This is a genomic window from Kitasatospora sp. NPDC008115 (assembly GCF_042957205.1).
GTDB lineage: Bacteria > Actinomycetota > Actinomycetes > Streptomycetales > Streptomycetaceae > Kitasatospora.
The window spans coordinates 17,656-31,588 of record NZ_JBIBHU010000019.1 but is presented as its reverse complement, the minus strand read 5'-3'; the positions used below and the strand labels follow the sequence as shown (position 1 = coordinate 31,588).

The following is a 13,933-nucleotide window of genomic DNA, read 5'->3' as shown; positions in this document are numbered from 1 at the left end:
TCACCGTATGGAAGAGAAACATCCGTTCGTCCGTGACATTTTTCCGGACCTGGTCGCGGAGCTGGCCGCCCTCCTGGAGGACGAAGGGGAACACGGCCTCGCCGTCCACGTACGGGACATTCGCCTGGTGGCCGAGTGCGGCTGCGGTGACGACTTCTGCCAGAGCCTCAGGACGGGACATCATCTGCCGGAGCGGCCGTTCGGCGAGGGCCACCGCTGTGTGGAACTGTCGCCCTCGACAGGCATGCTGGTCCTGGACGTCGTGGACGAGCGGATCGCGTACATCGAGGTGCTCGGCCGTCCGCCGATGCCCCGCCGGGGCGCGGAACGCTGACGGGTGGCGGGTGACCGGGGCCGGCACCTCGCGAAGACGAGGTGGCCGGTTCCGGGCGGTTGCATTCCGGGCAATAGACCGGAAATGCGGCACCCGCTGCACGGGGGCGGTCAATTTCCCAAGACCGTAGGGGAATTCTCCGCAGGATCAGGACAACCGTCGGGAGGTCATTGAATTTCGGAGGCATTCGGGGGCGCGCGCACGTTGGAATCACGACTGCGGTCCCTTTCGTTGCCCGACCCTACCCCGGTGGGCGAGGGCGGAGAAGAGATGCCATGGACGATTTCGACGGCGAAGGCTCCGAGCGCGACACCGCCTTCCGCACGCTCGTCAACCTGCTCACGGCGCATCACAACCCGCATCCCCACCCGCACCACCGCTGTCACCCCAACGACAGCGACGACCACCGGACCTGCAAGGAACGCCACGTCCGCCGGGCCGACCGCCGCCGCCGGCACATCGAGGTCCTGCCGGTCCGCGACAGCGGCGAGGCCGCCCGGCCACCGGCCACCGAGGCCCCGAGACCGATCACCAGACCGCCCATCACCCCGATCGTGCGCGACATCTGCTCCGCGGGCCGCCTCGCCCGCTGCGGCGAGGCCGCCCGGTTGTACCCGGGAGGCTGGTTCTGCGACGACCACCGCCCCGGCGCCAACCACCGACCGCGGTGATCCGGACCGTACCAACCTCTGGGCCCAGGGCCGGTCCTGGGCCCTCTGTACGGATTGGCCTCTGGGCGACCAGGGTGGCGGGCCCCGCTCCGCTGGCCGAGCGGCGTCCGATCGGGGCAGGTGGGTACCGTCACGGCGAGGTCGGGCGCGGCGGCGACCACGCGCGGAAGGCGGTCGACCGCTCGTCGATCAGGCGGAGCGGTTCGGGGAAGCCCGGGGAAGCCCGGGGAAGTCCGGGGAGTTCGTCACGCCGGTTGTCTGTCACCGCCCTCCGGCATCCGGACAGTGGCTTCCTCCGCGCCCGGCGAGGCCGACGCCTGCGGCACCCCGCCGGCGAGCACCAGGCCCGTCTCGTAGGCGAGGATCACCAGTTGGGCGCGGTCGCGGACGCCGAGCTTGGCGATCGCCCGGGTGACATGGGTCTTGGCGGTGTGCGGGCTGATGAACAGTCGTGCGGCGATCTGGTCGTTGGACAGGCCGGTCGCGATCAGGCGGGTCACTTCGAGTTCCCGGGCGGTGAGCACGGCGAGGCGTCCGGCGGTGTCGGTGGGGGTCGTCGGGCGGTGGGCGAACTGTTCGATGACCCAGCGGGTGGCGCTCGGTGAGAGCAGAGCGTCGCCGGCCGCCACCGACCGGACGGCCTGGCGCAGGTCGTCCGGTTCGATCTCCTTGGTGAGGAACCCGCTCGCACCGGCGCGCAGGGCCGCGAAGACGTACTCGTCGGTCTCGAAGGTCGTGAGGACGATGACCCGGCAGTCCGTCAGGCCGGGGTCCGCGACGATCGTCCGGGTGGCGGTGAGGCCGTCCGTGCCGGGCATCCGGATGTCCATGAGGACGACGTCGGGGCGGACGACGCGCGCCGTCCGGACCGCCTCGTCGCCGGTTCCCGCCTCGCCGACGACCTCGATGTCCTGGGCGCGGGCGAGGAGGCTGCCGAATCCGGCCCGCACCAGGGCCTGGTCGTCGGCGAGGAGTACCTTGATCGTCATGCCCGGAAGCCTGGCACAGGGATGGCGGCCCGCACGACCCATCCGTGGCCGGCGTCGTGCGGCCCGGCCGAGAAGTCGCCGCCGAGGGCCCGGACCCGTTCACCCATCCCGCGCACCCCGTGCCCGGCCGGCGGCGAGGCCGCCGGTGCGCTCCGGCCGTCGTCGGTGACGGTGACCTCGATCCGCCCGCCGCCGCAGCGGACGGTCACGTCGGCCCGTGCGGCGCCCGCGTGGCGGACGGTGTTGGTGAGGGCCTCCTGGACGATCCGGTGGACGGCGAGGGAGTGCGGGGCGGGGACGGAGGCGAGGTCGCCGGCCGTGTCGAGCCGGATGTCCAGCTCCGGCGAGCGCATCCGGTCGACGAGTGCTGCGATCTCGGGTACCCCGGCCGCGGGTTCCCCTCCCGCCTCTCCCGGTGCGCGCAGCACGTGGACGAGCGAGCGGAGGTCCCGCAGGGCCTCGGTGCGGACCGACTGCGCGGTGGCGATGGCGGCGCGTGCCTCCTTCGGGGAGTCGTCCAGGGCTTCGGCCGCGACACGGAGTTGGAGCCCGACGACGGTGAGGGTGTGTCCGACGACGTCGTGCAGCTCCCGGGCGATGTCGAGGCGGGCCTCCGCGATCCGCCGCCCGGCTTCGGTCTCCCGTTCCCGCGCGGTCCGCAGCAGGCGCTCGTCGAGTTCCGCCCGCCAGCGGAGCCGGTTGCGGTGGGCGGTCGCGGCGGCGAGCAGGGCCGCCAGCCACAGGGCCTCGGCGCCCAGCGAACCGAGCGCCTCCCGCGCGGTGGCGCCGTCGACCGTCGTCTCCCAGGTGGCGGCGAAGGCGAGTTGGGCCAGGCCGAGACCCGCCGCCCACGGGAGGCCGGGGCGGCCGGGCCGGTCGGCGGCGGCCAGGGTGGCGTACGCGGCGGAGAGCGGCCACACCCAGCCGGTGTCGGTGAGCGCGGAGGTGCGGAACACGATGACGGCCTGCGCGCTGAGCAGCAGGACGGCCAGGGGCCACCGGCGGCGGGCCGGCAGGAGCAGGCCCAGCCACAGGGCGAGCGGCAGCGCTCCGGCGAGGTCCAGCCGGCCACCGAGCCGGGCGGTGCCGGCCAGGACGGCGACGGTGGTGGCGGCCGCGAGGAGCCAGTCGGCGAGCCGGGCCGTGCGGGGGTCGGCGGGGCCGGCGCCGGCGAGTGGATTCATGCGCCGATCATGCACGACGGTCCCGCCCCCGTCCGTCGCGGGTACCCGTCGCCGCCAGGGCGAGCGCGACCCATCCGAAGTCGGCGGCGAGCACCAGGCGTTCGACGAGCCCGAGGAGCGTGGGGGCGCCGCCGAGCCCCAGCGAGGGGCCGCCGTCCATCACGTCGACCATGAAGACCGCGAGCGCCGCCGTGGTGGCGACCGAGGCCGCGGCGAGGGCGTTCAGGCCCGTGCGCAGGCCGGGACGCCGGGCCGTGAGCGTCCCGCGGAGCAGCAGGGCGGCGGCCGGCAGGGCGGCGAAGGCGAGGAAGGCGGCGTTGCCGTGGACGAGTTCGGCGGGGGAGGGATGGCCCCAGCGGCCCGGCGGGTCCGCGGGGAAGAAGGCCGCGACCAGGATGCCGGCCGTCCACACCAGGAGCGCCGCCCGGCCCGCCCGCGCCGCCCGGCCCGCCCGAGGGATCCCGGCGCCGAGCCGTGCCGCGAGGGCGGCGGAGGCGGCGCCGACGGCCAGCAGCGCGGCCGGGAGCAACCAGCCCGCCGTGCCGTGCACGTACCGGCTGAGAGCCTCGCTCACCAGGTCGTACTCGGGGTTGAGCGCCTCCACCGCGGCCATCGCCAGGGCCCCGAGGCCGGTCAGGGCGAGCGGGGCCCGTGCGCCCGCTGCCGCGGCCGTGTTCGCCACCGTCATGTCGTCCTCCTCGATGTCGTTTCCGGTGATCCGGAGCTTTCGGTGATCCGGAATCTACGGAGGGGGAGGGAGTGGCCGCGTCGTCCCGACGCGGGCATCCGGCCGTACACCGGACGGTGTTGCCGTCCGGTCCGACTGCACCATCCGGTGTATGCGCCCGGCATCGGCCGGGACCCGTCTCGCGGGGCCGAGGGGCGGGCCGGGTCGGGGCGTCGGGCATGATGGGTGCCGTACGAAGCGTCCGGACGGGGCGCGGGGCGGGCTGGGGAGGGCTGGCTGATGAGGCGTCTGGCGGTGGCGGTGGCCGTGGGTGTGCTGACGGTGGCGGTGGCGGTGACCGGCTGCGGGAGCGTGCGGGTCACCGAGGCAGGGGGTGGGGGCGGGGGCGGAGGGACGGTCGCCGAGACCACGGTGCCCGCCGAGCCCGATCCCGCCACCGACCCGGTGCGGCAGGGCGTCGCCGACCACGACCGGCTCTTTCCCGGGGTGGCGGCGCTGGGCTGCGCGTCGGCGAAGCCGAGCCCCTCCGCCGGCGGCACGGGCACCACCGCCCCCGCCGTCCCGGCCGATCCGTGGGCGGCCAGGCACGCCGAGAACTCGATGTACAAGCAGATGGCGCCCCTCAACGCGGTGGACCGCTGCCGGGGCGAGGCGCACAGCAGGCGGATCTCCGACGTCGTGAAGGCCCGCGCCGCTCTGGGGCCGCTGACCGGGGACGACGTCCACGGCATCCTGGAGTCGCTCGGCTATCCGCGCAACAGCGCGCAGGTCCAACTCGCGGGCGGGCAGGTGTCGTTCGAGCTGACGATCCCCGGCGCCGGCCCCTGCGTCGGCGGTCGGGTGGCCGGCGGCTCCGTCTCCGTCGAGGCCCACGGGAACTACCTGGACGGCGGCTGCTCCGAGCCGAAGGGCGGCCACTGACCCGCGGTCAGTGGTGGGGCCCGTGCCACCAGTGGTCCGACGTGCCGTCGTTGGACTCGTGGCCGTGGTGGCTCTCGTGGTGGTGCTGGTCGTCGTACGGGGTGCCGGGGTCCTCGTGGTGCGGGTCGTGGTGGGGGTGCGGGTCGGCGGCCCAGGCGTCGGTGTCGTAGCCGTCGTGGTGGTGCCAGCGGTGGTCGTCAGGGCGGTCCGCGGGGTCGCCCGCGTGGTGCCAGTCGTGGCCGTGGTGCCCGTGCCGGTCGTCCCCGTCCCCGTTCCCGCTCCCGGTCCCGTCCGCGTCGCCGCCGTCGTGGTGGTGGTGGTGCGCAGGGTCGTCGTGGTGGTGCACCGGGGTGGCGCCCAGGGCGGCGCCGGCCAGGGCGTCGCCGAGGCCGCGCAGCACCGCCGGGCCCGCCGCCCGGCGGCGGGAGCCGGACGGGGCGGGCGGGGGCAGGGCCACCAGCGCGCCCGCGCGCGGCGTGGCCATCCAGGCGCGCGCCTCGAAGCGCTTGGCCGGGATCGCCACCGTGATCCTGGTGAACTCCTCCACCGGCACGCCGTCGCCGCCCGCCGCGAAGGCGTCGGTGAACAGGTCGTCGGCGACCACCAAGGCCAGGTCGGTGTCCGGCGTGCCCTTGAGCGCGGCGCGCGCCTCCTGGCAGTCCAGCAGTCGGCAGGCCGTCTCCACCGAGCGGGCCACGTAGCCCAGCGCCGCCCGCTGCACCCCGCCCTGGGCGAGGGCCGCACGCACCCGTAGCCGCCCGGCGGTCCCGGGCGCCCGGTTGAGCGTGTGCAGCGCGTCGCGCAGGCCCAGGACCAGGCCCGGCAGCGCCCTGGCCTCGTCGGCGTCGGGCGGCAGCAGGAGCAGCTGCCCGTCGCCCCGGTCCTGGGACTCGCAGCGCGAGCGGTCGATCCCGGCCCGCCCGCAGGCGTGGTCCAGTGCCCGGTCCAGCCGCTCCTGGACCTTCTGCTGCACCAGGTACGGCCGGCCGCCGTACGCCTCGATGTCGACGACCAGGCAGATCCGGCGCAGCCGCGGGGCGGCCTCGCCGCTCATGCCCGGCCACCGCCGTCCGGCGGGAGCGGAACGCCGGCTGCCCTGGCGAGCAACACCCGGTCGCGGACGACGAGTTCGCGGTAGCTGGTGCGGACGGCGCCCTGGTCGCGCAGGGTGCGCAGCGAGCGTTCGACGCTGGCGGCGGAGAGCCGGGCGAGCGCGGCCAGGTCGGCGTGGCTGAGCGGGATGTCGATCCGCAGGCCGTCGTCGACGGGGGTGCCGTAGGAGCCGAGCAGGGTGTGCAGGGTGCGGGCGAGGCGGGCCAGGCCGGTGCCGTGGCCCGCGTCGACCCGGTGGCGGGTGGCCGAGCGGAGCTTGCGGGTGACCGAGCGCTGGACGGCGAGGGCGGCGGTGGGCCGGTCGGCGAGGAAGTCGAGGAAGGCCGGGCCGCCGATCTCCCGGGTGGTGCTGGTGCGGACCGCGAGGACGCTGGCCGAGCGTGGTTCGCCGTCCAACACGGCCAGTTCACCGAGGAGTTCACCCGGCAGCCGGACGGCGAGCAGGGCCTCGCCGCCGTCCTCGGTGGAGGCGACCACCTTGACGCAGCCGGTCAGCAGCACGGCGGCCCGGTCGCCCGGCTCGCCCTCGATCATCAGGGCCTCGCCCGGTGCGTAGACCCGCCGGGTGCCGAGCCGCCCGAGCTCCCGCAGGTCGGCGGCGTCGAGACCGGCGAACGGCCCGCGTACGAAGGGGGTGGGCGCGGCGCCGCCGGGTCTGCCCGACCCCCTGTCCGGTCCGGTGACGCGCTGCGCGTTGTGCATGGTGCCTGCCCCCACCCGGTCGGCAACCCGCCCCAACGGGGCGATTCCGTACGGAAGATAGCGCACCGCCCGGTGCGGTGTCAGGCCCGGCGCACCGCGTACCGCCGGTCCGCCCCGGTGCCCGGTCGGTCGTCGGCGAAGCACAACCACCCTTGATTGCCAGTGATCTGACGATCAGTCAGTCTTTGGGGAGTCCGATACCGGAAGGGGGGCTGGATCATGGTTCCGAAGCAGCGGCTGCGCAGGGCCTGCGCGGTGCTCGGCACGGTCGTCGTGCTGTCGATCGGCGCCGGCGGGGCGTTCCCCGCCTCGGCGGCGGTCCCGGAGGGGGTCGTGCAGGGCGAGGGCTCGCCCGCCGCCGTCCCCGGAAGCTATCTGGTGGTAATCAATCCCACTGCGGCGAAGGCGGGTTCGGTGGCCGACGGCGCTGCGGCGCTGGCCCGCGCCTACGGCGGCACGGTGCGCCGCAGCTACGACGCCGCGCTGCGCGGCTTCTCCGCCGACCTCACCGCGAAGCAGGCCCGCCGACTGGCCGCCGACCCGTCGGTGGCACTCGTCTCGCAGAACCGCCGGGTGCGGGCCGACGGCGTGCAGACGGCGCCCGAGTCCTGGGGGCTGGACCGGGTCGACCAGCGCCGCTTCCCCTACGACGACCGCTACGCCTACCCGGACACGGCCGGCGCCGGGGTGACGGCGTACATCGTGGACACCGGCGTGCGGATCACCTCGGAGGAGTTCGCCGGGCGGGCCTCCTACGGCTACGACGCCATCGACGGCGACACGGTCGCGGAGGACGGCCACGGCCACGGCACCCATGTCGCGGGAACGGTCGCCAGCAGTACCTTCGGCGTCGCCAAGGCCGCGAAGATCGTCGCCGTGCGGGTGCTGAACGACGAGGGCGAGGGCACCACGGAGCAGGTGGTCGCGGGCATCGACTGGGTCACCAGGCACGCCGTCCGACCGGCCGTGGTCAACATGAGCCTGGGCAGCGAGCCGGACCCGGTGCTGGACGCGGCGGTCGCGGGGTCGGTCGCCGCGGGCCTGACGTACACGGTCGCGGCCGGCAACCAGGGCATCGACGCGAGCGGGCACTCCCCGGCGCGGGTGCCGAGCGCGATCACCGTCGGCGCGACCGACCGGGCCGACGTCCAGGCCTCGTTCTCCAACTACGGCGCGCTGGTGGACCTCTACGCACCTGGCGTGGACATCACCTCGGTCTGGCACGTGATCGACTACGGCGGGATCGGGATCGACATGTCGGGCACCTCGATGGCCGCCCCGCACGCGGCGGGCGCCGTCGCGCTGTACCTGTCCACACACCCGTCCGCGACCCCCGCCCAGGTGTCCTCGGCGCTGACCTCGGCGGCGACCGCCGGCTCGCTGTACGGCCTCGGCCCGGGCTCCCCGGACCGCCTGCTGTACACCGGCACGGTGCCGAACCGGCCGCGCGGCCCGTTGTTCGCCGCACCCGGGCCGGTGCCGTTCGACGGGGTCGGCACGGTGGAGTCGCCGGTCACCGTCACCGGGGTCTCCGGCAAGGCCCCGCGTGACCTCGACGTCGCCCTGGACATCTCCTACTGGTGGTCCGGCGACCTGAAGGTCGAACTGGTCGCCCCGGACGGCGCGGTGTTCCTGCTGCACGGCACCGACCCCGGGGAGATCCGGACGGACATCGCCGGCGTCTACGGCGTGGACGCCTCCGCGCACACCGCGGCCGGGGTCTGGCGGCTGCGGGTGACCGACGTCGGCGGCTACTTCCCGGGCACGGTCAACGGCTGGTCGCTCCGGTTCTGAGCGTCCGCGCGGATCAGCGACCCTCCGGTCGCCGGCCGGCATCCTCCTCCGCCTGCGGGCGGGGTCGGTGCCGGCCTTCGCGGTTGCGGGGCTCCCCGGCCCGTCCGCGCGGCGCAGCGGCCTGCCGCTCGTGTCGTGCGGCAGGCCGCTTCCCCTCTCACCGGGGTGGGGCCGAGGGGTCAGGAAGCGAGGACGACGGCGCGCCCGCCGGGTGCCCGGTGGCCGCAGCCGATCACGGTGGACAGACCCGGCCAAGGACGCTTCGGGCCAGTGCCGACCCCTGGTCCGGCCACCGGGCGGGCAGGCAGGCTCTTACCCGACGGCAGCGACGAGCGGCCGAGAGGAACCGGGCGGCGTCACCGCGGGACGCGCCGAGTCCGGACCAGACCCGTGTTGTGCACGTGCCCCCGAAGGAGCCCCGCCATGTCCCGCTCCCGCAGTACGAAGGCCGCCGCGGTCGTCGCCCCGCTCGCGCCACAGGTGGGCACCGACACCACCGCCCGTCAGCAGTAGTCCACTTCGGGCCCGAGCCCGAACGCCGCCGGGCCGGGGCGCCCCCGCGCCGCTGCCGCCCTGTTCCCGTCTCGCACCCCATGCGTGCCCGCTCGGGCCTGCCCCTGCCTGTCCGGCGGGCGGCCGACGGCGGTCGCCCCAGCACGTTCGAAACCTGTCGTGGTCCGACTCCCCGGCCACGGCACATCCGACCCGGCGAACGAAGCCCGCCGACGAAGGAAGCGTCTCTCCCATGACGAAGACTCTGCGCAAGACCCTGCAACTCCTCGCAGCCGGCGTGGTCCTGGCCGGCGGGACGGTGGCCGCGGCCGGCCCCTCGTACGCGGCGCTGCCCGATGTGTCCTGCGGCACGGTCACCTCCGCCGACAGCACCGCCGCAGCCCAGCTGAACCAGCAGCTCACCGGCACCCTGCGGAACGCGATGACCGCGTACCGGGTGTCCTGCGCCCGGGCCGTCGTCAACACCGTGCGGGCCATCGGAGTGCCGCAGCAGGCCGAGGTCATCGCGATCACCACGGCGATCGTGGAATCCACCCTGCGGAACAACCCGAACATGGAGGACCACGACAGCGTCGGCCTGTTCCAGCAGCGGGCGTCGTGGGGAAGCACCGCGCAGCGGCTCGATCCGGCGACGACGACCCGCAAGTTCATCAACGCGCTGCTCTCGACCTACCCGAACAACTCCTGGCTGAGCAAGCCGATCGGCGACGTCTGCCAGGGCGTCCAGCGCTCGGCCTACCCCGACCGCTACCAGTACCAGGTGGCCGACGCGCAGCGGATCGTCAACGCCCTCGGACAGGCCCCCGCAACTCCGGTGGGGATGACGGGCTTCGCATCGGCCGACTTCAACGGCGACGGGCGGACGGACCTGGCCGCGGTGGAGGCGGCCACCGGGAAGATGCTCCTGTACCCGGGTACCGGTGTCGGCACCTTCGACCGGCCGAGCCTGATCGGGACCGGGTGGGACACGGTGGGCAATGTGACGCCGGGCGACTTCAACGGCGACGGGAAGGCCGACCTGGCCGCGGTCGGCCAGGGCGACGGGAACCTCTACATCTACCCGGGCACCGGCACCGGCGTGTTCGGTGCCCCGTGGTCGGCCGGGACCGGTTGGAACAGCCTGGACAACTTCTCCGCCGGTGACTTCAACGCCGACGGCAAGGCGGACATCGCGGCGGTCGGCACAGGGGACGGGAACCTGTACGTCTACCCGGGCACCGGGACCGGGTTCTTCGCGGCTCCGATCAACGCGGGCAACGGCTGGAACAACCTGGACCGCTTCACCGGTGGGGACTTCAACGCCGACGGCAAGGCGGACATCGCGGCGGTCGGCAAGGGTGACGGGAACCTCTACATCTACCCGGGCACCGGCACCGGTTGGTTCGCCGCGTCGGTCAGCGGCGGCACGGGCTGGAACATCATGCGCGACCTGATCGGCGGCGACTTCAACGCCGACGGGAAGACCGACATCGCCGCCGTCCAGGCCCCCCAGGGCGCCGCCGGAAACATGTACCTCTACCCCGGCACCGGCCAGAACACCTTCGGCAACCGCAGCACCATCGGCACCGACTGGTAGCCGCCTCCCCTCACGTCTCCCCGCACGCCTTCCCGCACGGGTCTCTCTGCACGGGTCTCCGTCAGCCACCAGTTCACCATTCAGCAGATCGAGGTAGTCAGTCATGCCCAGGACCAGCCGCTTCCGCCGCGCTTCCCTGCTCGCCCCGTTGCTCGCCGCCATGGCCGCCGCCGGCCTGGGCGTACCGCCGGCCCAGGCCGGCTCCTCCCTCGGAGGCACCGTCAACCGGTCCGAGATCCTGCCGCGTGCCCAGTACTGGGACGCCCACGACGTCCAGTACAACCAGGGGGCGACCTACGGGGACGGCGACGGCCACTCCTACCGCACCGACTGCTCGGGGTTCATCGCGATGGCCTGGCACCTGTCGGCCACCGGACTCGGCTCGGCGACCACCCAGACGCTCGACAGCCGGTCGCTGACCACGCGCATCAACAAGAACGACCTGCGTCCCGGCGACGCGCTGGACAACATCAGCGACCACGTCGTGCTTTTCGTACGGTGGAACAACCAGGCGACCGGGGACTTCACCTACCTCCACCAGTCGAACTCGCGGACCGACATGACGTACGGGAGCGGGAACGTCTACAGCGGGAACATATCGAGCTACCCGGCGAGCAGCTACGTGGCCCTGCGGTACAACAAGGTGGTCGAGGACAACAGCACCCCGCCGCCGGCCACTCCGGTGGGGATGACGGGTTTCGCCTCGGCCGACTACAACGGTGACGGAAGGACCGACCTGGCCGCGGTGGACGCGGCGACGGGGAAGATGTTCCTGTACCCGGGCACCGGCCTCGGCACCTTCGCCGAGCGGCGCCTGATCGGTACCAGTTGGGACTCGCTGACCGATATGACGCCGGGTGACTTCAACGGCGACGGCAGGGCCGACATCGCGGCGGTCGGCAAGGGCGACGGCAAGCTGTACATCTACCCGGGCACCGGCACCGGCGTGTTCGACACCCCCTGGTCGGCCGGGACCGGTTGGAACAGTCTCGAACACTTCTCCGCCGGTGACTTCAACGGTGACGGCAGGGCCGACATCGCGGCCGTCGGCAAGGGTGACGGGAACCTTTACGTCTACCCGGGCACCGGGACCGGGTACTTCGCGGCTCCGATCAACGCGGGCAACGGCTGGAACAACCTGGACCGCTTCACCGGTGGGGACTTCAACGGCGACGGCAAGGCGGACATCGCGGCGGTCGGCAAGGGCGACGGGAACCTCTACATCTACCCGGGCACCGGCACCGGTTGGTTCGCCGCGTCGGTCAGCGGCGGCACGGGCTGGAACATCATGCGCGACCTGATCGGCGGCGACTTCAACGCCGACGGCAGGACGGACATCGCCGCCGTCCAGGCGCCTCGGGGATCCACCGGCGACATGTACCTCTACCCCGGCACCGGCCAGAACACCTTCGGCAACCGCAGCACCATCGGCACCGACTGGTAGACCTCGACGAGGAACCCGCCGTCACGGCGGGAACCCGCCGGCCCCCGGGACCGGCGGGTTCCTCCGTCCTCCCGCCGGCGGACCGCGGGTGGCGGTCGGCCGGTCAGGTGCGGTGGGCGGGGAGCCAGCCGTTCTGGACGGCGCGGACGCCGGCCTCGAAACGGCTGCGGGCGCCGAGGCGTTCCATGAGGTCGGTGGCGAGGCGGCGTGCGGTGCGGGGGGAGACGCCCAGACGCTTGGCGATGGCCTCGTCGGTGTGGCCCTCGGCGAGGAGGCGGATGCAGGCCGCCTCCTGGGCGTTGAGCCCGTGCTCGTCGCGGCTGGCCTGCTCGCCGAGCGGCCGGGCGCCGGCCCAGACGCTCTCGAACAGCGCGCACAGGGCGACGAGCGTGCCGTGGCCGGTCAGGACCACGGCGCCGGCGGCGGTGTCGTCGCTGCGCACGGGGATGACGGCGGTGGCACGGTCGACCAGGATCATCCGGGTCGGCAGCGAGGGCGCCGTGCGTACCCGGCCGCCGCGCTCGGCGAGCCAGTTCACGTACTCCACCGTGTGCGGGCTGTTGCGCACGCTGTCCAGGTAGACGGTGCGCATCCGGATCCCGCGGTCCAGCAGGTCCGCGTCCAGGGGTTTGGCGGCCTCGATGTTCGCCGGCTGCTGGCCCCCGTCCGGGGCGAAGGTCATCACCTCCTCGCGCACCTCGCGGGTCAGGGTGGCGAGGCGGTCGCGGATCCGGTCGAGGCCCACCAGCTGCTCGACCCCGGGGTGGCCGACGGCGGGACGCAACTGCGCGTAGTCGGCGATGAGTTCGGCGGCCGCGGCGCGGGAGGCTTCGACGCGCAGCTGCTGGGCGGCGAGCTCCGCCTGCTGGCGCGCCATCAGGATCTCCATGCCGATGTCGGGGGACACGGCGCGCAGTTCGCCCTGCCGTTCCGCGGACGGGCGCAGCAGGGCGAGTTCGCTGAGCCGGTCGAGGGCGGTCCTGACCTGGTGCTCGTCCTGGCCGAGGCGGCGCGCGACGGCGGTGACGCCGTCGTCGGGATGAGCGAGCATCACGCGGTAGACGGCCTCCGCGGCGGTGTCCAAACCCAGTGCGGTCAGCACTTGTCCCCCCAGGGATGTTTCGTACACACGTCCAGCGCATCATGTCACAGCGCGTTCCTCGGACGGTCGGTTTCGGCGCAGAGGATGGACACTTCCGGCCGGGGCCCGAACCGTCCAGGTCTGCCCTCTGCACGGGAATTGCCCGATTCGACACGCTCGTTCCATGTACCTGGTCCATGTCTCCCTGCACGCCCCCGCCGGTCCTGCCGAACTGCCGGACGACACCCGTGAACTGCTCCTGGCCGCCGCCGTCACCGAGGAGGGGATCGAGCACGTCAGCGTCCACGCCGGTGCCGTGCCCCACCCGGTGCTGGGGGTGTTCGTGCTCGCCGACGGCCTGGAGGACGCCGAGGAGCGTGCGCAGGCCTTCTGCCGGCGTGTGGTGGCCCTGGCGCCGGGGCTCACCGGCTGGCGGGTGCGGGGTGCGCAGGCGCCCCTGGTCGCCGCCTTCTACGAGCGGCTGCTGGCCGGTCCCGGCCCCGCTGGCCGGAACGGTCCAGGGACGATTCCGTCCACCTGATCGCTCTTCCACCCGCCCTGAGCTGCGGGGAAGCTGGTGACTACCGCCGGGGAGCACCGCTCCCGGGCGGCGGACCGGACGAAGCGTCACCGCGGGACGCGAGCCGGATCCACGCCGCCGTTGCCCCTCCTCTTCCGAAGGACACCGTCATGCTTCGTTCCGCCCTCGCCAAGGCCGCCGCGGTCACCGTCCTCGCCCTCGCCGCCGCCGCCGCGGTCGGCTCCCCGGCACTGGCCTCCGACACCGACGGCGCCACGCCGACCGCTGTCACCGCCACCGTCACCCCGCAGCCCACCACCACCCCGTCGGACAACATGATCTGGGGCTGAGCACCCGCCGCACCGTCGTCGCCAATTCGACTACCTTGAGCCACCTTTGGCGT

Annotated in this window: 13 protein-coding genes and 1 pseudogene; 8 read left to right on the top strand and 6 right to left on the bottom strand. The window is 73.8% G+C overall.

What is annotated here, in order from left to right:
- Positions 1-7 precede the first annotated feature (7 nt).
- Together ACFZBX_RS23350 and ACFZBX_RS23345 are read left to right on the top strand one after the other, a co-directional pair.
- Positions 8-334, top strand: a complete 327-nt coding sequence (locus ACFZBX_RS23350; protein ID WP_391535716.1) for a hypothetical protein — start codon at positions 8-10, stop codon at positions 332-334.
- Between the two features lie 275 nt (positions 335-609).
- Positions 610-1,005, top strand: a complete 396-nt coding sequence (locus tag ACFZBX_RS23345) for a hypothetical protein (protein WP_391535715.1) — start codon at positions 610-612, stop codon at positions 1,003-1,005.
- Between the two features lie 329 nt (positions 1,006-1,334).
- On the opposite strand, the pseudogene ACFZBX_RS23340 reads toward ACFZBX_RS23345, so the two are convergent.
- The 3 genes and pseudogenes from ACFZBX_RS23340 to ACFZBX_RS23330 all read right to left on the bottom strand — a co-directional run.
- A pseudogene (locus ACFZBX_RS23340) lies at positions 1,335-1,994 on the bottom strand (response regulator); the annotation flags it as partial.
- The gene (locus ACFZBX_RS23335; protein ID WP_391535714.1) at positions 1,991-3,178 is read right to left on the bottom strand and encodes a sensor histidine kinase; all 1,188 of its coding nucleotides are present in this window, start codon (positions 3,176-3,178) and stop codon (positions 1,991-1,993) included. The gene ACFZBX_RS23335 and the pseudogene ACFZBX_RS23340, both read right to left, overlap by 4 nt.
- 7 nt (positions 3,179-3,185) lie before the next feature.
- Positions 3,186-3,866, bottom strand: coding sequence for a DUF998 domain-containing protein (locus ACFZBX_RS23330; protein WP_391535713.1), 681 nt, complete (start codon positions 3,864-3,866; stop codon positions 3,186-3,188).
- Positions 3,867-4,145: 279 nt separating this feature from the next.
- Between ACFZBX_RS23330 and ACFZBX_RS23325 the strand changes: the two genes are divergently transcribed.
- A complete protein-coding gene (locus tag ACFZBX_RS23325) occupies positions 4,146-4,787 on the top strand; it encodes a hypothetical protein (RefSeq protein WP_391535712.1) in 642 nt (213 codons plus the stop codon).
- 7 nt (positions 4,788-4,794) lie between these two features.
- On the opposite strand, the gene ACFZBX_RS23320 is transcribed toward ACFZBX_RS23325, so the two are convergent.
- Entirely contained in the window at positions 4,795-5,841 is a 1,047-nt protein-coding gene (locus tag ACFZBX_RS23320) for a hypothetical protein (RefSeq protein ID WP_391535711.1), read from the bottom strand.
- Positions 5,838-6,602 (bottom strand): Crp/Fnr family transcriptional regulator, encoded by a 765-nt coding sequence (locus tag ACFZBX_RS23315; RefSeq protein WP_391535710.1) that lies wholly within the window; start codon positions 6,600-6,602, stop codon positions 5,838-5,840. Before ACFZBX_RS23315 ends, ACFZBX_RS23320 begins: the two co-directional genes overlap by 4 nt.
- Before the next feature lie 219 nt (positions 6,603-6,821).
- On the opposite strand from ACFZBX_RS23315, the gene ACFZBX_RS23310 reads away from it, so the two are divergent.
- The 3 genes from ACFZBX_RS23310 (at position 6,822) to ACFZBX_RS23300 (ending at position 11,929) form a co-directional block, all read left to right on the top strand.
- On the top strand, positions 6,822-8,396 hold the full coding sequence (locus ACFZBX_RS23310; protein WP_391535709.1) for a S8 family serine peptidase: 1,575 nt from the start codon (positions 6,822-6,824) through the stop codon (positions 8,394-8,396).
- A 745-nt stretch (positions 8,397-9,141) separates the two neighbouring features.
- A complete protein-coding gene (locus tag ACFZBX_RS23305) occupies positions 9,142-10,485 on the top strand; it encodes an FG-GAP repeat domain-containing protein (protein WP_391535708.1) in 1,344 nt (447 codons plus the stop codon).
- 103 nt (positions 10,486-10,588) lie between these two features.
- Complete coding sequence (locus tag ACFZBX_RS23300) at positions 10,589-11,929, top strand: FG-GAP repeat domain-containing protein (RefSeq protein WP_391535707.1); 1,341 nt, start codon at positions 10,589-10,591, stop codon at positions 11,927-11,929.
- Between the two features lie 103 nt (positions 11,930-12,032).
- Here the strand turns inward: ACFZBX_RS23300 and ACFZBX_RS23295 are convergent, their stop codons facing one another.
- The gene (locus ACFZBX_RS23295) at positions 12,033-13,031 is read right to left on the bottom strand and encodes a helix-turn-helix domain-containing protein (RefSeq protein ID WP_391535706.1); all 999 of its coding nucleotides are present in this window, start codon (positions 13,029-13,031) and stop codon (positions 12,033-12,035) included.
- Between the two features lie 163 nt (positions 13,032-13,194).
- On the opposite strand from ACFZBX_RS23295, the gene ACFZBX_RS23290 reads away from it, so the two are divergent.
- Positions 13,195-13,551 carry a hypothetical protein gene (locus ACFZBX_RS23290; protein WP_391535705.1) on the top strand — a complete coding sequence of 119 codons (357 nt, stop codon included), beginning with the start codon at positions 13,195-13,197 and terminating at the stop codon, positions 13,549-13,551.
- A gap of 149 nt (positions 13,552-13,700) precedes the next feature.
- Positions 13,701-13,880 (top strand): hypothetical protein, encoded by a 180-nt coding sequence (locus ACFZBX_RS23285; protein WP_391535704.1) that lies wholly within the window; start codon positions 13,701-13,703, stop codon positions 13,878-13,880.
- Positions 13,881-13,933: the final 53 nt, after the last annotated feature.